The sequence below is a fragment of the Kosakonia sp. S42 genome (genome assembly GCF_016624785.1).
Lineage (GTDB): Bacteria > Pseudomonadota > Gammaproteobacteria > Enterobacterales > Enterobacteriaceae > Kosakonia > Kosakonia cowanii.
In genome coordinates this window covers 174,444-193,235 of sequence record NZ_JACVTW010000005.1, presented here as the reverse complement: position 1 = coordinate 193,235, position 18,792 = coordinate 174,444, and the positions used below count along the sequence as shown (strand labels likewise).

Here is an 18,792-nt window from a genome sequence, read left to right as displayed (position 1 = left end):
ACTCTCTCCTTAACCCATATGGATCTGTTCAGAATCGACTTTGGTGATCGCTTTTGAAGTGATCACCGTGTTCTGCGCATGCATGCGCAGATAATCTTCTGCTTTCATATCCAGCTGCCCGGCACGCACCTGCTCCATCTGGCGCGTGGTGCGAAACAGCTGCTGGCTGATTTGCGTCACCGTCTGCCAGACCGATTCCGCCCGCTTGCCGACAATGCGCGAAAGGGATACCCATGCGGAGATCTTGTCGCCGCTGTAATTCATCTCGCTGATATGACACTCCCCTTTTGCCGCACTGATATTAAGCGCTTCACTGCTCAGGCTCAGAGCGCCCTGGCTGGCAATATGCAGATCGCCCTGTACGCTCAGCTCTGCGGCAGAGGCCGGATTCTGGCGCTCCAGCACCGCGAGCAGCCACATCTGGTTATCAACGGCGCTAATCAGTACCGTATCGCCCGCCTGCGGAGCGATGACGCAGCTCACGGCGCGACGGCAGTGCCAGCCGCGGCCTTCGCTTTCAACCATCAGGCTGCCATCCTCAAAGCAGTGAGTGACCTGTGCGGAGAACTGCCCGCTGGGGATCGCCGCCATCAGCAGCTGGTGATTAATATTCGTCATAATGAGTCTCCGTAAATTCTGCTATGGCGTTCGGCGCTCCAGGCTTCCGCCGCCAGTAACTCTTCGTCATATTCAAAGATGCCTTTACGATCGGCAAAGCGCGCGTTGTCCTGCCGGGCGCGATGAAAACGGGTGCGCGAAAAAGTCGCACCGTGAAAATCCGCCAGCCGGACATCGGCGGCAGAGAAGTCCGCATAGGTCAAATCACACAGGGTGAATTCCGCTTCCTGCGCGGTCGTCTGCTGCAGGATGCTCTGGAAGAAGCGGCTCTGCTTAAAGGAGGCCTTATTGAGCGTCGCGCCAACAAATATTGCCTGATTGAACAGGCTCCCCTGCGCCTGCGCTCCGCTTAAGTCCGCTTCCATAAACAGTGCCTGGGTGGCATTCACGCCGCGAAGCTGTGCCTGCTTCAATGATGCGCCTTTAAAGTTACATTGCGTAAGCTGTGCGCCGTTGAAGTCAGTGCCATCAAGCTGGTTATCGGTAAACTGACAACCGGTGAATTTATGCTTTGCATAGTGCTTGCCGCGCTGATCGCAGTTGAAAAAGACCGTGCGCTCAAACTGGCTCGCCTGCAGATCGACATCACGCAGATCGATACCAAACAGCGTAGTCATCAGATTAGTGCAGTTATCGAGCTTCGCTCCGCCAAGCGGGGTCTCATAGAAAGTGGAGCGATCGAAGGTCGAGCCGCTGAACAGACTCTTCTCCAGCGCACAGCGCATAAACTGGCTGGTATCGCTGCTTATGCGCGAAAAATCACTCTTTGCCAGATTGCAGTCATTAAAGACGCAGCGGGTCAGCGTTGCGCCGCTGGCGGTGATGCCCGCCATCTCGCACTGGTTAAATACCGTCTCTTCCAGCAGGGTTGCTTTAAGGTTTGCGCCGCTCAGCTGGCATTCGGTAAAAACGCTCTCTTTGAGATTAGCGCCTTGCAGATTGGCCCCCTGCAATGACACCTCCTGAAAAATCGCGCCGGAGAGATCGCAGCCCTGCAGATCGAGGTCGTCAAGGCTAAGTTCCATGATCGCTTCGCCGCCCTTTATTTTCTGCTGTAGCTCTGCGGCCGTTAATCTCTTCATATCACCTCCCCGTCACGCTTCGGCAATGTTTTAACCCGTTTGGTGTAAGCGCCCTGGAGCTGCGTCGTCTCGCTGGTAAAAGATTGCGACAGATCGGCACGGAACAGGTTGGCGAAGCTGAGATCGGCCCCTTCGAGGCGGCTTTTCTGCAACATCGCGCCCATCAGATTCGCCTCGTTAAGACGTGCGCGACGAAAGTCGGTACGAATAAACATGCTGCCGGTGAGAGTTGCACCGCTAAAATCTGCCGCTTCGCACTGCGCCTCGCTGAGATCGCTATTATTGAGCCTGGCCCGGGTAAAGCGCGCGCCGGTTAACACCGCCTGACGCAGGTTGCTCTGCTTAAGATGTGCACCGCTGAAATCTGCTCTGGCAAGCGTGCCGCCAGAGGCCACCGCGCAGGTCACAAGCGTGGCACCCGCGAAATTCGCCTCTTCCAGCTGGCTTTCGACCCAAGAGCAACTCTCCAGTTGAGCCGCGGTGAAGCTGGCATGCTGAAGCTCACATTTAATAAAGCTGGTTTTATTCATCACCGCATGGCTGAAATCCGGCTTCGGTAGCGTCAGCTCCATAAAGACGCCGCTATCAATAGTGGTGTAATTAAAGCGACACTCACTGAAGCCTGTCTCGCGGAATAAGAGATTATTCAGGCGGGCATGGCTGAAGTCACACGCGTCGAACAATGCGCCGGTCATCTCGGTTTCATTGAACTGCGCGCCCTGAAAGCCGGAGCCTTTACACTGCGCCAGCGCCAGACTGGCCTTGTCGAGGCAGCAGTCGCGCAATGAGGCATTTTGTAAATCGGCGCGCGCCAGCATCGCCTGAGTAAAGTTCGCGCCATCAAGCTTACAATCGCTTAAATTCGCGCACTCCAGCAGGGTGTGAGTAAAGTTTGCGCCGCTCAGATCCATGCCGGAGAAGTCGGCCCCGGTTAAATCGAGCCCGCTAAAGTCGCCGCCCTGCGCCATAGTGCGTTCAGCACGCTGGCGAATAATGAGCGCGATATCGCCGGTCAGTTTTATTGCCGGCGGCTGTTGCGCAGCGGACATCAGGTACATCTGATGCAGCGCTTCACGGCTTTGCGCCAGCTTCTTCTCGCTCATCTGCGAGGCGTTGCGCTCGAGCATATCATTCATACGATGCATCGATTCCGGGCCGCGCGGGCGATTTTCATCATTTGCGGCGTCAGGATATTTTGCTTCCATCTCCGCTTTACGCGCCTCGGCCTGCTGCTGCATTTCCGCCGCTTTACGCTCCATCTCTTCGATAAACTCAGGCAGTTCATCAAGTTTGGGCAATTCAGGTTCATCAAATGCTTTCATCAGGTCGCTGACATCGCCGCCCTGCGCCTCCAGCCGCGCCCGGTGCTGCTCACGCAGTTGTGTGGCACGCGCATTCTGGTTCTCGCGCATCGGGCTGTGATTTTGCTGAACCTCATTGTCGATCCACGGGCCGATAGCCTCTTCCGGCACCAAATCTTTTTCGCGGAAGGCAAACAGTGCCCCCTTCTCTTTATCAAGACGCTGAGTCAGGACTTTGCGGTAGTGATTAACGGAGCGTGTCGCACCCGTTTTTTCCAGCGCTGGCATCAGGTGCAGCACATCGGCGGCATCATCTTCGTTGATCCGCTGGTTACCGTGCCAAATCAGCACCATCTGCTCGAGGTGGGGGAAGAACCAGACGGTGGTAGCACGGAGCGCGATCTCCTCAAACAGGATCTCCTCCCCGCGCTGGCGCTGAATAAAGCAGCGCGCCTGCCACGGCGGTAAAGTGCCTTCCTGCACCGGCTTTTGCGGATGCATGTTCCAGATTCGCCAGGCGGCCTGCGGCGGCAGCGAATCACGCTCCTCCCACCACTGATCGGGGCTGGCGGCATTAAAGACGCGCCAGTCGATATCCGGGGCGAAACCGGGGAAATCATTCTGCAGCCAGCGGGCATCGTAGTTTTTGCCCATGCGGCGGAAACGGCGCGGCCATGTCAGATCCAGCGGCCCAAAGCTCGCCGGCTCCGGTTTCATGCGCGGCGAAACTACGCGCTGTTGTAGCGCTTCGATATTTGGCAAGCGACGGAACTGGGTGCCGTTGTAGTTTTCCATCACAGCGCCGATGCCGTGCGGGTTCTCTTCATACCCTTCACCACCAAACGCGCGGCTCCAGTCGAGGCGCATCTGTTCAAACGGTTTCGGTGCGGTCGCTCTTGAGCCTGCCCAGTAACGATCGCCGGTAACGGCGAGGGTTTTAGTCAGCGTGTCGACTTCGATGCGAACCGCACAGGCTGTTTTATCCTGATGGTGCTGCGTATACGCGTAACCGGTAGCAAGAAACTCAGCGCGCGCCTTCGGCATCGCCATATCGAGCACGCCGCCGCTCGTTTGCAACTCGCTGGCCGCCAGTTGCCAGAGTTCAACTTCGGGACGAAGCTTTGGCGCAGCACTCATATCAGCCAGCGCCATCACGGCAACGCCCAGATGGTTCTGGCCCTGCAAGCGGAACGGACGGTTTAACACGCTTAGCCGCAGCGGTTTGATAATCTTCATATAACTTCCTTTGGAAGATTAAGAGTGGTGTTGGCGTCTGAGAAAAAGGGTTATTTCAGTACGCTCGGAAGAGTATGTTTATTTTGTGTGGGATCGCTGCGCAAATAAACGATCGGCACCGTTGCGCCAACATTGTATTGCGTCATTTCCATGGTTTTAACGACAGTTACAGTATTCTTCTTTGTGTATCGATTTCCTGATCCGTCTTCAAACTCATAATCCAGAGTCACGTTGACAATGCCATTGGGGGCCGGTGTACCAGGCACCGCTTTAGTGATTAATGCATCGGTATAAACGGGATCGCGGGCAATCCTTTTTTTCATTCTCGCGTTTTTGAAATCCCGGAGCCCCAGAAAGAAAAAAAGGATTACGCAAAGTGCTGGAAAAATGTATGTCAGGTATATCAAAAGAAGCTTTCCCGATTGATTTATTCATATTGCTGCCAGATAAAGCTAGAAAAAAAGCAAGAATTTTAATGAAAAACCCCGATCATTATTAGATTCTTTTTTTCTGATACAGCACATAGAGTGTAATAATAGCAGCCTCGCCAAAGTCAGCCCTCAATGAGGGATATGGCCTCACGTCATTTCACACGGCATAAGTAGAACCTGTTTCGGATCATGAGGCATATAGTAAAGAATGACCGTATTGTTTCTCATTACTTTAATGAGTTCCTCAGGTGTAAAATATCTTTTAGCCGTTGCCTGAACTATTCCATCCCTGGTTGCAAATTCAACGACCATACGGAACTTTGTATTACCTGTGCCTGACGCACCTATCTTTTCTTTGCTTATTATTTTAGCTTTGACTCTGACCCCCCACTTTTTTGAACTCATCGTAGGTTGCGCCTGTGTGATAGCAATAAGCAATCACACCGACGCCTGCAATAACGAGAGCTATAATAGTAATGAAGGGTGAATCAAGCAAAACGAACCTCTACCAGAATTAATTGCCGAGAAATAACACATTGCAAAGTATGAACCCATATTATCATGACATTTCACTCTTCACATTGAGCATATTACGGAAAGGATCCATTTTCAAATAAACAACTGGAACCTTTGCACCGACTTTATAATTACATAAGTCCATCGTTTTGATCACAGTTCGTGCATGTTTGTTTCGGTAGGTCGTACCATTTTCGGCATTAAACTCATAATCCACCTCGATGTTAACAACGCCAAGCTTCGAAGGTGTATCAGGGACTATTTTTGTAATAATCGCCTCAACATAAACTGGATTACTAAGTATTTCCTTTTCACTTCGGCCATTTTTATAATTACGAATAACTATTGACAAAGCGATGGCAACAATAATGGCAGGAAAAATAAAATGTAGATATTTGAAATATTGCATAATACTAACTCGTACAATTTAGCATTATTGTCCGCAGCGGCTTGATAGTCATTATACATTTTATAGATTTCGCATAAAGTCACTCACCGCCTCATCCTTCGCCCATGGGAGCTGCCCCCCGAAGGCTGGCCTGCCAGCATACACTATTATCTAGTAAGAGTTGATATCGTGTCTTTTACTTGTTACACCCAGTGAAATTTCAATTTTATACGGCTACATTCGTCCCCCCAAATATTTTCGCCCTGCGGGTCTTGCATCTGAAACAAGGCTCGCAAGGCTTAGAAAAAATGAAAGAGGCCTACTCCATATCCTCAGGAACAAGATAAACCTGTTGTGGATCTTCAGGCATGTAATACAAAAAAACAGTATTTTTTCTCATGATTTTTATCAATTCCTCTGGCGTAAAAAACCGTTTTGCAGTAGCTGTAACTTTGCCATTATTTGTTTCAAACTCAAGATCCATCTCGTATTTCGTGTTTCCAGTACCTGACACCCCAATATTTTTTTTATTTACTATCTGCGCCTCAGTTTTAATACCTTTAGCCCTAAACTTTTCATTATCGTTGCCTGCTTTAATAATCCCGTAAGCCATCCAGCCCAATACGACAATTGAGATAGCGATGGTCCATAATGTTGAATTAGACATTTCATAACCTTACATAAAGACTGTTAATTTGTTAACCTGTGCCTTGATAGCGGATATGCTCATATCATAAATATTCTTTAGCCTCACTTTCACTTGCTGATTTGTTAAATCCAATCCTTTCTCAGCAAAGTCAACACCATTATATCCTGCTGAAATGCCATTCAATGAAATCGATAAGCCGGTAAAGGAAAATTGGGTTGCATGAGTGTTACTATTAAAGAAAGGAGTATCCAGGTCAATATTTTCATTGCTTTTTATACTTATTGCTTTAGGCGAGAAAATGCTGATTTCCCCTTGTGCATTGAATGTAACTTTACCAATAATATCTTCATCAAGATCCCCTTTTACGGTTCGGGCTGCATTGCCATCAATAGATATAATTTGATTTTGTTCTACTGAAAGTTTATCCACTCCTTGGATTTTGGTTACTACACCCTTTTTATACGTAACTTTTGTCGCAAGATTAATTGAGGATGCTGACGCTGATGCAAGAAAGTCACTTGAAGTAGTAACAACGTCCGGACTGGATATAACAGTGCCTTTCTTGTTTTTAACATCGAAAGCCGCTTTAGGAACAGAACTCTCATTGCCAGAAGCATCAACCACTTGCCCAAAAACAACTTCAGGGACTTCATACATGATTTTATTTGCAGCTAATGTACTCACGCTTGCATCTGTTTTAATCACTAGGTTCTGAGTATATGTATTATCCGAATACCCCGTTACCGACTTAGTTTCATTATCGACTATGGTCTCTTTTCGGCCTTTAGCCGTAACGGATATTGTCTGGCCACTATTGTATGTCTGTGTATCGTGATCATCGACAGTCACTGAACGGGTTGTTTTATGTTCATAAATTGTCGCTTGATGAACAACTTCATTATGTACACCTTCGACTGAAACGTTCATGTCGCGTTCAGAATGCAGATCGACAGATTCGCTACCCAGCCTGTCTTCAAAGAACAAATAGCTGGCGTTGTCTTTACTTCCATCCTTACTGCGCGTCATAAAGCCCATGCGCGTTGAATCATCGGGCAGTGACCACGGCGGCATGCTCGCTTCGTTGTAGACGCGTCCTGTCACAATCGGACGGTCCGGGTCGCCGTTGATAAAGTCAATCACCACCTCATCACCCACACGCGGGATCTGCACCCCGCCGAAGCCCTGGCCTGCCCAGGCGCTCGACACGCGCACCCAGCAGGAGCTGGTGTCATCCCCTTTCGCCTGCCGGTCCCAGTGGAATTTCACCTTTATCCGGCCATATTTGTCCGTCCAGATACTCTCGCCCTGCGGGCCGACCACTTTTGCCGTCTGCGGGCCGTGTGTTTTCGGCCACGCCGTTACCGGTGCCGGGCGGAACACCACTGACGAGGGAATGACGGTGAAGTCGGTGCGGTGCACCGTCTCGCCGTCCGAGCCGCTGGCGTAGCGGTTTTCTTCCAGGAAGTAGTTCGCCTCAGTGGTCAGGTACTCGCCGTTATCGCTGAAGAACGGCGCGTTGTAGAGCGCAAAGGTGTGACCGGGCGCAATACCCGTCGCCGTGGCGGTGGCCTGAATCTGCTGGTGCTCCACCTGCCACCGCTCCTGGCGGATGCGGGCGTAATACTCCCCGTGACCGTGCTCGACAAAGCGGCCCGGCCAGTCATAAACGTCAATGCTCCCCGGCTGTGGCGAGGCCGGGTTCTGCCGGGCCTGGAACAGCCAGGCGTTCGGTTTGCGGAAGTCGTAGTCATCAAGGCTGTAGATACCCGGCGTCACGCTGTCCTCCAGCGCCCACTGGCTGATGCCCTCCTCGCTGGTGCTGCCGCCGGACGGCGTCGCGTGGTAGGGAATGGTTTCGTACCCGCTGAAGGGCTGATGTTCCGTGGCGGCGTCCGTCAGCACCATCACGTGCCGGTCGGCTTCGTGACTGAAGTGGTAGGCAATGCCCTCAAGCTCCATCAGACGGCTGATGAAGTCAAAACTGCTCTCCTGGTACTGCACGCAGTAGCCCCAGCTCCGGTAGCTGCCGGTCAGGCGGTCCTCAAGGTTCACCTGGTATTCGCCAAGCAGGGTTTTCACGATTTGCGGCACCGTCTGCTCCTGGAAGATGCGCAGGTTGCGGTCGCGCTTCATCGGCCACACGTCCGGCTCCACCGTCAGCCGGTAGACCGCATACCGCGTCCCGGACATCTCCGTGGCGCTCACCGCCACGCGGGTGATTTTACCGTTGAAATGGCGCATGCCGCCGGCAATCCCCTGCGTCGGCACATTCACCGTCACCGGCTGGCCGAGCAGCTGGCTGCGGTCGATGCGCGCGTCGGTGCCCAGCAGCGTCAGGGAAAAAGCAAACGCTTCAGACAGCGCCTCGCGACCGGTGAGTTTCCAGAAAAGCAGGCCGTCTACCGGCAGCTTGACCGTGATCCTGTCTTGCATGGTGAAGTCCTCTGTGACATCTGATTTTAATGAAGGGTGAGCCTGGCGGTGCAGCGTTAGCGAGCGCGATGGAATTTCAGGCTTTGAATAATTTCCTGATATTGCTGTTGGTAAGACTCACTAAATTCACCCGGGCAGGTGCCCACATAGCTGACCATTTTCTGACCCGCTGCAGGATCCGCCAGCAAAATGATGGTTTGCCGCTGATAAATGATCCGGTTGTCATTGCTGAACTGATAAAACAACTCGACGGCAGGATTGCCATCAACGTCTAACATTTGGGTGGATTCGAGGTGAAAATCGGTGAGCGTCATCTCCAGCTCGCGGATCTTTCTGGCGGCGACGGTATGAACCTTATCATCGGCTTTGGCGCTGGCGCGAGAGACAACAAACGTAAATTCACTGCCACCGTTATTACTGTGTGTTAATAAATTCATAGTTCTGTCTTTTTTATAGGTCGGACGAGACTAAGGTCGTGATGAAAAGAAGAAGCCGTTGCTCCCTGCAGCAAGGTGAAATGATACGCGCGGGATGACGCTCCCGCGCGTGACCGGGTCAGGGTGCCCGGGTAAACAACGATTACCGCGGCTGCGGATTGATAAGCCAGGTGCCCGGGTTAGCAATATCGACAGTCTGGCTACGAGTCTGGCCATTGCCTTCCAGCACCAGCTCGTAACGGCCCGGTTTCACTTTCAGAGAGGCAAAACCGTTGGTGGCCGGTGAAACAGACTGGCTTTCGCCGTTGAGCGTCAGCTTCTCGCCCTCGTTCATCCGAACAAAGAGTTGTGCTATCGGTGTCTGCGAGGCCACCGGTGCGGCGCTCGGCGTTTCGCTCTGGCTCTGTGCTGGCTGAGCCGTCGGCTGTGCAACTGGCTCGGTCTGGCGCGGCGGCTCGACAGGCGCGCTGTTCTGCTGCGGCTGCGAATTATTGACCGTCTCCGTTGCGCCCTTTTCAGGCTCCGAGCTGCTGCTGAACAGCAGCGCGCCGGCGATAACACCAACAATCACACCTGCCGCGACCAGCGCGGGCAGTTTGTAGCGCTGCCAGCCAGCAACCTCAACTTTTTCCGGCGTCTCTTCAACCGGTACCAGCATGGTGCCCGGCTGCTTCACGTTCAGCACATCGTCGATCCCGGCGACCGGCATCTCAATCAGCGCGGCAAACTCATCTATCGACTGCGGACGATCTTCCATCTTCAGCGCCAGCGCGCGATCGACAGCCTGCAACAGCGCGTGAGAGTACCCCGGCAGCCCGCGCTGGGTCAGCGGGACATAGGTGTCCTGAATGCTGCGCACTACGCTGACCGGCGGCGGTGAGCCGATGATCATGGTATGCAGCACGGCACCCAGGGCGTAGATATCGGTCCACGGCCCCTGCTCGCTCTCGTTGTCGTCGGTATATTGCTCGATCGGCGCATAGCCGGGGCGCAGCATGGTTTCGGTTTCATCAGAAATCGAACCGATACTGCGGCGCGCGGAGCCGAAATCAAGCAGCACCGGTAAGCCGTTTTCCTGAATCTGGATATTGTCCAGTGAGATATCACGATGGAGATAACCCTCATCGTGAATGGTCTTGATTGCCCCCAGCAGCATCGGCAGCATGCGGCGGATCCAGGCTTCATTGATCAGCGCCGGATTCTTCTCGCGCAGGCGCGACAGCGTCGTGCCGCTGTAGAACACCGTCCCCATGTAGGCGGTGTCGTTCTGCACCCAGAAACGCAGCACATGCAGCAGGTTCGGGTGGTTAAAACGGGCCAGTAAACGGGCTTCCTGGATAAAACTGTTCAAACCGGCGGTAAACGCTTTACTGAAGCGCTCGCTGCGCAGCACCAGCGTCATGTCGTCGTTACGCACTGCCAGCGAAGAGGGCATAAACTCTTTTATCGCGATGGTTCGCTCAAGCTGGTGATCCCAGGCGCGATAGACGATGCCGAACCCTCCACCACCGATCACTTCTTTAATTTCAAACTCATTGAAGCGATATCCCGGTGGCAACGCGTTCGGTACACTCCGGTTGTTATCGTGATCCGTCATATTGGAAAACTCTCTTGATAATGGCGTTACGCCGCAAACTGACAGTGAAACTCACCCTGCTCAAACGTGACACGTAAACGCTTATAATGCTCGTCTCGCGCGCTGGCGTCGAGTAATAGCTGGCTCATAAGCGGCAGCAAAGTGTTGGTAAGGATGGAGTCAACCATACGTCCGCCCGATTCCACTTCCGTACAGCGGGCAACGATCTGTTCAACCACGCTCTCATCCACTTCCGAAACGATGCCATGGTTCTCTTCGAGACGACGCTGAATGCGCTTAAGCTGCAGACGCACGATCATCGCCAGCATCTCATCGCTTAGCGGATAGTACGGCACCACCAGCAGACGGCCCAGCAGCGCAGGCGGGAAGACTTGCAGCAATGGCGCGCGCAGCGCATCACGCAGGGCATCTGGCTCCGGCATCAGCTCCGGGTCGGCGCACATACCGGTAATCAGATCGGTACCCACGTTGGAGGTGAGGATGATAATGGTGTTACGGAAATCGATATGGCGACCTTCACCATCTTCCATCCACCCTTTATCGAACACCTGGAAGAAGATCTCATGCACATCGGGATGCGCTTTTTCAATCTCATCCAGCAGCACCACGCTATAGGGACGACGGCGCACGGCTTCCGTTAACACGCCGCCTTCACCATAACCGACGTAACCCGGAGGCGCGCCTTTCAGGGTAGAAACAGTATGCGCTTCCTGGAACTCGCTCATATTGATGGTGATGATGTTCTGCTCGCCGCCGTAGAGCGACTCCGCCAGCGCCAGCGCGGTTTCGGTTTTACCGACACCAGACGGGCCGCAGAGCATAAACACGCCGACCGGCTTGTTCGGATCGTCAAGGCGCGCGCGCGAGGTGCGAACACGTTTGGCAATCAGCTCCAGACCGTGACGCTGACCAATAACGCGTTCATTTAAGGTATCGGCCAGTTTCAGCACCGCGTCGATCTCATCTTTCACCATCCGGCCCAGCGGAATGCCGGTCCAGTCAGAGACCACGGCGGCAACCACGTTGGCATCCACGGAGGTAAAGAGCAGCGGCTCGTCGCCCTGCAACGCGCGCAGCGCATTTTGCTGCTCGGTAAGGGTGCCGCGTAACTCGGTCAGTGCCTCTTCCGGCGCGGTATGCAGCTGCGCACGCTGGGCGATGATGCTGTCCACCAGCGCCTGCTCCTGCTCCCAGCGCTGCGTCAGCTCATCGCGCTGCGCGGCGAGTTTCTCCAGATCGGCCTGCAGTTTCACCACGCGCTCGCTGTCGCCAACGGCGACTTTGGCTTCACGATTGGCAATCTCGATCTCCACGTCCAGCGCGTCGATGCGGTGCAGGCAATCTTCCAGTTGCGGCGGCGGTGAACTCTGGCTGACGGCAACGCGCGCGCAGGCCGTATCGAGCAGAGCAACCGCTTTGTCCGGCAGCTGTCGCGCCGGAATGTAGCGATGCGACAGCTTCACGGCAGCAACTACGGCTTCATCCAGCAGCAGTACGCGGTGATGTTTCTCAAGCGCCGACACGGTGCTACGCAGCATCAGTACCGCTTTCTCTTCGTCTGGCTCGGCAACCTGTACGGTCTGGAAACGACGGGTCAGCGCCGGGTCCTTCTCAATGTATTTTTTATACTCGGCCCAGGTCGTGGCACCGATGGTGCGCAGCTGTCCACGCGCCAGCGCCGGTTTCAGCAGGTTGGCAGCATCGCCAGTGCCCTGCTGGCCGCCTGCGCCAATCAGCGTGTGGATCTCATCGATAAAGAGAATGATCGGCGTCGGGCTGGACTGCACTTCGTTAATCAGCGCCTGCAGACGCGCTTCGAACTCCCCTTTCATCCCTGCGCCCGCTTGCAGCATGCCGATATCAAGCAGCCACAGCTGAACGTCAACCAGCGGCTCAGGCACGTCGCCACTGGCGATACGCAGAGCCAGGCCTTCGACCACAGCAGTTTTACCTACCCCGGCTTCACCGGTCAGCAATGGGTTGTTCTGTCGACGGCGCATCAGGATATCGACCATCTGGCGGATCTCTTCGTCGCGCCCGACAACCGGATCGATCTTGCCATCACGCGCACGCGCGGTGAGATCCTGACCATACTGAGCAAGCGTTCCCTGCTGAGCCGGTGCAGCAACGCCGCTTTCATCATTCAGGGCGACCGTTGCCTGCTGCGTCTCTTTGCTGTTGGCGCAAATGGTGTCGAAATTATCCAGCAGCGCATCGGCGCTGACGCGATCGAACTGCGGGGAGATGCCTTTCAGTACGTTGGCGAGGCTCCAGGTTTTCAGGATCCCCGCTAACAGATGACCGCCGCGAATGCGCGTCACGCCAAATTTCAGCGAACCGTAGACCCATGCGCGCTCAACCGCTGTATCAATATGCTCTGACAGGTCGGAAACGGAACTTGCGCCGCGCGGCAGTTTATCCAGCGCCGCGACGATATCGCGCGTTAGCGCCTGCTCATCAAGTGAAAAGTGGCGGATAACCTGCTGCAGATCGCCATCCGACTGCTGCATCAACTGATGCAGCCAGTGAACCAGCTCTACATAAGGGTTGCCCCGCAGTTTACAAAACGCGGTGGCGCTCTCCAGCGAGGTGAATAAGAGTGTGTCGAGTTTGCCGAATAAGACGGCGCGGCTGATTTCTGACATGGGTTCTTCCATTATTCATAATTAATTAGCACTTCATCCTTCGTGCTGTCTCGTCGATGGCGGCCCCATCTCCTTTGTGCTTACGGGTGTAAGCGTCCGGGATACGCCGGCTTACCGTGCAACGCAACGCGAATGATTATGTGCAGACGTCAGACAGGGATGCAAAATCGAAGGATTACCCCTCCGGGCTAAATACCAAATCTCCACGCGCTTCTGGTCTCGGTTGCATACCAAGCCAGGCGCTATACCCCAGACGGCTATCGCCGCCCAGCGCGGCGCCGACAACATCTTCGCTGCGCAGGATAATTTTCACCGCCCACTGATACTCAATGCCCAGATACTGGCGCACCCAGTCACGAAGCGCGGCGACATACTTCTCTCCCGGCAGAAAGCGCCGGTAGGTTTCAGCCGGTAGCGGGCCGATCTCAATGCGAAATTTATGGCACACATCGCGCACCGCCTCACCAAGAAAGGTGGATTGCCCCAGACGCGGCGCGTGCCGTCCACCCTGCAGACGCGCGCGTTCGCGCGGGCTGAGCGGCATCCACTGCGGAACGTTCTCCACAATGTGGACCGGCACATTGAAATAGCCGCGCAGGATCTTCGCCAGCCCCTCGGGATCGCGGCCGTTACGGGTTAAGTGCCCTGCCAGCGCGAAGCGGGAATGGGGGCTGAGCGTCCCCTTCTCCAGCTGTCCTGGCTGACCCATACCGATCAGCGACGCGATATAGTGCTCGAAGCGATTATTGTCTTTGCGATCGAGAGAGACCGTCGGTTGCGCATCCGCCCAGGCACGATAAAAGAGCAGCGTCAGCCGGTGATGGAACAGATCGGCAAAGGCGCTCATGCTCTCATCCTGATGATGGTCGATACGCTCGCGCGCATACTCCGTCAGGTGGATGGGCAGCGGGCCGTTAGGGCCAAAAAGACCAAAGCTGTAGATCGACACATCATAGAGAGGCGACGCTTCGCGCTGTTTCACCCCGGCGAGCGTTGCCGGCGCGAAGCTGAGCGATGGCGTCTGCCCGACGCGCAGCGACTCAAAGCGCGGCAACGGCGCGCGCCCCAGCGGGTAGCGCTCACCGCCGCGCGCATCCACGCGACGCAGCAGAGTAAAGAGATCGTAACGCCACGGCGTCGCCATCACGTTCTGCCAGAAGGCATCCGGCAAGCTGTTCAGGCGGACGATCGCAGGCTTGAGCGCGGGCGTGTCGGTCATATCAGCGCCCTCTTGCCCATACGCGGCGGCCAATAACCCACTTCGCCGCGCTGCTGGCTCTTGAGGGTAAACTCCGTAAAGCTGTTCATGCCCACCAGTCGGGCAAAGACGCGCTCCAGCACGCTGCCGAAAAGCCACGGGCTGAAGCCGGAGAAGGCCTGCTCATCAACGGTAAGGGTAATGCCAACGCCACGGGCAAAGACAATCGGCCCCGGCTCCGGCACCCGGCGATGTACTGGCTCCAGCACGCAGTGGCGCACGCCCTCAATCTGGCGTGCCACCGGCGCTTCCGCCAGCCGGGTATAGAGCCCTAGCAGCTGGCGCAGCGCCGCAGCGCCTTCGCCGTTTTCGCCATCCATCAGGCTGAGGTAGTTCATCTGCAGTTGGCTGATTAAGCGCCAGGTACTGAGCCCTTCTGCCAGCGCCGGACGCGGCGGCGTCGGCCCTTTGCGCAGCTTGAGTGATTTCACCGGCAGCGAATCGGGCAGCACAAACTGCCCCATATCCTGCTGCAGCATCAGCGGCAGATCGCGGCTGGTGCACAGCACTTCTGCGGTGATGTAGCGTAAATCTTCTCGCCACGGCGCATGCTGCTCATCCACCAGCGACGCGAAGACTTCAGAGCCGATATAGCCAGTGCGGGTGCCGTAGCGCTGGGCATGCTCAGAGAGCGCGCGCTGCTCGCGGCGCACTGAGAAGTAGGCACCGTAATTGCCCTCATCCTGGCTCCAGCTGCTCCAGAACGGGCGGAAGGTCTGCTCATCGCGCTGGCCGTCGACGCTGGCGTGGATTTTGCCAACAGAGTAAATCTCATAATCCAGCGGACGGATGTTATCGACCACCAGATGGTATTCGTGCAGGCTTTCGCTCAGCTTCTGCCGCTCGGCGATCTTTGGAAACAGGTTGATGACCGGCGTACAGTGCAGCGCCAGATGGCTCTTATCCACCACCCGCTCCAGCTGACCGTCCGCTTTATCAAGCAGAATAATGATATCGAAGGATTTGGCTTCGCCGCTGCTTTCCAGCATGGTGCGCAGCCCCTGCAGACTGATAAAGAGAAAACGCGACGGGAAAGCAAAATACTCCTGTAGCAGGCGGTAACCGTCGAAATTGCGCAGGTCGTCAGGCAGCAGAGACTGGTTAGCCTCAAAGCCCTCCTGGCGCAGCGCGTCATCCGCCAGCACATGGAGTGCAGCCTGCGGCGCGTTTGCCTGGCAGACCATGCCTACCTGATGCTCCATCAGCAGTTCAAGCAGTTGCAGCGCCTGCATGTCAGGCCCGCTCAGGAAGAGTTCCAGACGGTCAAAATCGAGATGGCTGAGATTTACCGGGCCATCGCAGCTCAGGCGAATACGCAACGCGCTCTGCGCGCCGCGCTGGCTTAAACCAACCTGCGCCAGAGGAAGATCGGCAGGCACGCCGCCAAGCTCAACCTGGCTAATTTTCAGCGGCAGCAGCGTGACGTCGTGGGCGGTGGTGTAGCTACAGGTGACGCCATTCTTCTTCATCAGCTGGCTGTCCATCATGGTGCCGCGCGGCACCACAAACCCGTTGCTCAGATCGCCTTTGGCGCTGTCCGGCTGCAGTTCTGCAATTGCCATTGAGGGCGTCGGCGCCAGGTAGTTCGGCGCGACCATCTCCAGCAGACGCTGGGAGAAGCGCGGAAACTCGGCGTCCATTTTTAACTGTACGCGGGAGGTGAGAAAGGCAAAGCCCTCCATCAGGCGCTCGACATAGGGGTCGGATACATCCATCCCACGCATGCCCAGACGTCCGGCCACTTTTGGGTAGCGCCCGGCAAACTCCTGGCCCATCTCACGCAGCCAGGCGAGTTCGCGGTTGTAGTACTCCAGTAATTTGCTTTCCATGAATTACCCCGCGTCTTTCAACTCGAAATGCCCGTTTTCAAGATCCACATCGGTGCGAAAAAGGAACTCCAGCGGATAGGGCACACACCACAAACGACCTTTGATCTCAATCGACAAAATATTGTGCAGATCCAGCGATTTGGTATCGGAGATACAGCGCACCTGCAGGCCCTGCGGCAGGATGCGCGGCTCAAAGTGCAGGATCGCATCGGTGAGCTTGCGTTGAATATCATTCCATTCAATATCGGACATCCGCTGGCCCGCCAGCGGCGAAATACCGAAGTTGACCACCGAGCGGCGAACTTCATCAAAGCCGGAGAGATCCTGCTGCGCTTCGTTATTGATGGTATTAAACAGCCACTGCAGATCGCGCAGCACATTGCGGCGCAGCGCCGAGTGGGTGATCAGATTGTTATTCGCTGGCTCCTGCGCTTTGTCCGGTGCGTCATCGGTCAGGCGATCGAGCAGCGAGGGCTGCATTTTATCGCGCGCGCCGACAGTATCTTTGCCGCGACGCGAGCGCCAGCCGCTGCGCAGCAGATCGCCCTCGTCATGTTGTGCGGAGTTACTCATTCGTCGCGTCCGCAGCGAAGGTCACTGTGGCGAGATCGAGCAGCGAATATTCGGCACCGTCATTGAGCCACACTTTTTGCCCCATCCCGAGGTAATGCGCCGACTCGCCCGACAGCTGCTGCCATTCGGTGACGCGACAGAGTTTGAAGCGATCTTCTGCGTTAGCCTCCAGCGGATAGCGCGCCGGGATCTGGCACACCTGTTCGCTGCCATCGCGCAGGCGCACCAGCGTGTGACGCCAGACTAAATCGGTGACGCTGGCGGGCGGCTGAAACTGCATCGCGGAGATAGCGCTAAACGGCAGCCAGAAGTAGCGACCATTCACAATCGCTTCGCATACCGGCCCAAAGCGGCTGTCGCCATCCATCAGCCAGTCGAACGCTACCGTCTGCCCATCCTGTGTGGCGAGCTGACCGGGATTGGCGTCGGCCTTCTCCAGCGCCGCGTCACGCAGCGCGTCGGCATCACTGCCCTGCGGATCCAGTGCGCTAATCACCTCTGCCAGCCATGGATACTGCTCGACCGGTGCAACCGGACGCGCGCGCCCGGCCATCACGTCGGCACGCTGACGCTCGCCTTCGATCGCCTGCTCCAGCAGGGTGACGGTCGGCTGCGCCTGCGGCTTAAGCCCCTGCCAGCTTTTTAACTGCGCCTGCGCGCGTGTCCAGTTGCCGTCCAGGCAGAGCAGCTGTGCGAACGCGGCGCGTAAATCGGCGTCGCCCGGCTGAGTGCGAATACGGCTCTCAAGCTGTGCAAGGCTATCCTGCAGGGATTCACCCGCCAGTTGTTGAAATAGGGTATTCATGGCTGCTCCTTAGTTGACGGTTTTGTAGGTCCCGACTGCGGGATCGCGCAACTGCGGATGCAGGGAGTCAATCAGCAGAATATTGAGGCGAGTGCCCGGTTCAAACCATGGGGTCCAGACTTTGCGCACTTCATCAAGCCGCGCTTTTAAGCGTGTGGCATCGCTGGCCACTTCGCGCGAAATCTCGACGGCGACGGTGCCGTTGGCCTGCCAGCCGTTGAGGCTGTTGACGTAAGGCAGGATCATCCAGCTCTGCGCCAGACTGCCTTCGCTCACCACCATACGTTCGTTATTGACGGTGGTGATCAGCAGACGGTCGGCGTCCACTTTGTCGCTCAGGCCGCTCACCGGGAAACCGTGAACGAAGGTCATGGTGATTTTCTTTTCAGCGCCGTTGCTGACCTGCGTAACATCGCTGCGACCATTCAGCCAGCCGCCCTTCTCGCATTTCCCATCCTCTTTAGCGGGAATGAAGAGTGCTGCCGCGCTGGCATCGCCCTGCCAGAAGGTGCGTAAATGGCAACCATCCTGCAGGGTGAACTCCTGCCACGGCGCACGGTTAGCGGGTGGGGAAAGGTCTTCAGGGCGGCCAACCGGCTGTTGCAGCGTCGTGGTTTGCGCTGGCGCTGCGCCGTTTGAGGTGACGACCGGCTGCCACTCTTTGGCTTTATCTGCGGTACCTTCAGCCAGCGTCGTACCCTGCGCGTCGGTCAGTTTCCAGTGCACCTGCGTCAGGGCACCGCACTGGTTTTCCAGCAGCGCGCCAAGACGGGGTAAGAAGTTGTTCAGAACGGAAGGCTTTTTCTCGCCGCCGGTGACAATGCGCAGCGGCAGCGTCTTGCCGCACCAGCTTTTTGGAGTGTTATCCTCAACATTGTCGATCCAGACATCCAGTTTTTGCGAAGGCGATTGCACGATGCGGTAGTTTTCTGCCTGCGCGCTGCCACATGCCGCAAGCAGGGCCAAACCCGGTAGCCAAAGTTTCATAAAAGTC

The 18,792-nt window shown here is 55.8% G+C and carries 16 protein-coding genes; all 16 read right to left on the bottom strand.

Annotation, left to right across the window (positions count from 1 at the left end; translation table 11 throughout):
• Window positions 1-9: 9 nt before the first annotated feature.
• Window positions 10-618, bottom strand: coding sequence for a DUF3540 domain-containing protein (locus IAE50_RS09630; protein WP_200580129.1), 609 nt, complete (start codon window positions 616-618; stop codon window positions 10-12).
• Complete coding sequence (locus tag IAE50_RS09625) at window positions 615-1,700, bottom strand: pentapeptide repeat-containing protein (protein ID WP_200580128.1); 1,086 nt, start codon at window positions 1,698-1,700, stop codon at window positions 615-617. Before IAE50_RS09625 ends, IAE50_RS09630 begins: the two co-directional genes overlap by 4 nt.
• Window positions 1,697-4,237: a DUF2169 domain-containing protein gene (locus IAE50_RS09620; RefSeq protein ID WP_200580127.1), complete on the bottom strand. Its 2,541-nt coding sequence runs from the start codon at window positions 4,235-4,237 to the stop codon at window positions 1,697-1,699. Before IAE50_RS09620 ends, IAE50_RS09625 begins: the two co-directional genes overlap by 4 nt.
• A gap of 50 nt (window positions 4,238-4,287) precedes the next feature.
• Complete coding sequence (locus tag IAE50_RS09615; protein WP_232045428.1) at window positions 4,288-4,560, bottom strand: hypothetical protein; 273 nt, start codon at window positions 4,558-4,560, stop codon at window positions 4,288-4,290.
• Between the two features lie 255 nt (window positions 4,561-4,815).
• Window positions 4,816-5,073 carry a DUF3592 domain-containing protein gene (locus tag IAE50_RS09610; protein ID WP_232045427.1) on the bottom strand — a complete coding sequence of 86 codons (258 nt, stop codon included), beginning with the start codon at window positions 5,071-5,073 and terminating at the stop codon, window positions 4,816-4,818.
• A 154-nt stretch (window positions 5,074-5,227) separates the two neighbouring features.
• On the bottom strand, window positions 5,228-5,593 hold the full coding sequence (locus tag IAE50_RS09605; protein WP_200580125.1) for a hypothetical protein: 366 nt from the start codon (window positions 5,591-5,593) through the stop codon (window positions 5,228-5,230).
• A gap of 298 nt (window positions 5,594-5,891) precedes the next feature.
• Complete coding sequence (locus IAE50_RS09600) at window positions 5,892-6,239, bottom strand: DUF3592 domain-containing protein (protein ID WP_200580124.1); 348 nt, start codon at window positions 6,237-6,239, stop codon at window positions 5,892-5,894.
• Window positions 6,240-6,248: 9 nt separating this feature from the next.
• Window positions 6,249-8,654 (bottom strand): type VI secretion system Vgr family protein, encoded by a 2,406-nt coding sequence (locus IAE50_RS09595; RefSeq protein WP_200580123.1) that lies wholly within the window; start codon window positions 8,652-8,654, stop codon window positions 6,249-6,251.
• Between the two features lie 56 nt (window positions 8,655-8,710).
• The gene (locus IAE50_RS09590) at window positions 8,711-9,091 is read right to left on the bottom strand and encodes a DcrB-related protein (RefSeq protein ID WP_023480152.1); all 381 of its coding nucleotides are present in this window, start codon (window positions 9,089-9,091) and stop codon (window positions 8,711-8,713) included.
• A gap of 142 nt (window positions 9,092-9,233) precedes the next feature.
• Window positions 9,234-10,688 (bottom strand): serine/threonine protein kinase, encoded by a 1,455-nt coding sequence (locus IAE50_RS09585; RefSeq protein ID WP_200580122.1) that lies wholly within the window; start codon window positions 10,686-10,688, stop codon window positions 9,234-9,236.
• A 26-nt stretch (window positions 10,689-10,714) separates the two neighbouring features.
• Entirely contained in the window at window positions 10,715-13,333 is a 2,619-nt protein-coding gene (gene tssH, locus IAE50_RS09580) for a type VI secretion system ATPase TssH (RefSeq protein WP_200580121.1), read from the bottom strand.
• A 175-nt stretch (window positions 13,334-13,508) separates the two neighbouring features.
• The gene (gene tssG, locus IAE50_RS09575) at window positions 13,509-14,552 is read right to left on the bottom strand and encodes a type VI secretion system baseplate subunit TssG (RefSeq protein WP_094419670.1); all 1,044 of its coding nucleotides are present in this window, start codon (window positions 14,550-14,552) and stop codon (window positions 13,509-13,511) included.
• Window positions 14,549-16,420, bottom strand: a complete 1,872-nt coding sequence (gene tssF, locus IAE50_RS09570; protein WP_200580120.1) for a type VI secretion system baseplate subunit TssF — start codon at window positions 16,418-16,420, stop codon at window positions 14,549-14,551. Before tssF ends, tssG begins: the two co-directional genes overlap by 4 nt.
• Before the next feature lie 3 nt (window positions 16,421-16,423).
• On the bottom strand, window positions 16,424-16,993 hold the full coding sequence (tssE, locus tag IAE50_RS09565) for a type VI secretion system baseplate subunit TssE (protein WP_054803660.1): 570 nt from the start codon (window positions 16,991-16,993) through the stop codon (window positions 16,424-16,426).
• Window positions 16,986-17,798 carry a type VI secretion system accessory protein TagJ gene (locus IAE50_RS09560; RefSeq protein ID WP_094419668.1) on the bottom strand — a complete coding sequence of 271 codons (813 nt, stop codon included), beginning with the start codon at window positions 17,796-17,798 and terminating at the stop codon, window positions 16,986-16,988. Before IAE50_RS09560 ends, tssE begins: the two co-directional genes overlap by 8 nt.
• A gap of 9 nt (window positions 17,799-17,807) precedes the next feature.
• The gene (locus IAE50_RS09555) at window positions 17,808-18,785 is read right to left on the bottom strand and encodes a hypothetical protein (RefSeq protein WP_200133768.1); all 978 of its coding nucleotides are present in this window, start codon (window positions 18,783-18,785) and stop codon (window positions 17,808-17,810) included.
• Between the last annotated feature and the right edge of the window lie 7 nt (window positions 18,786-18,792).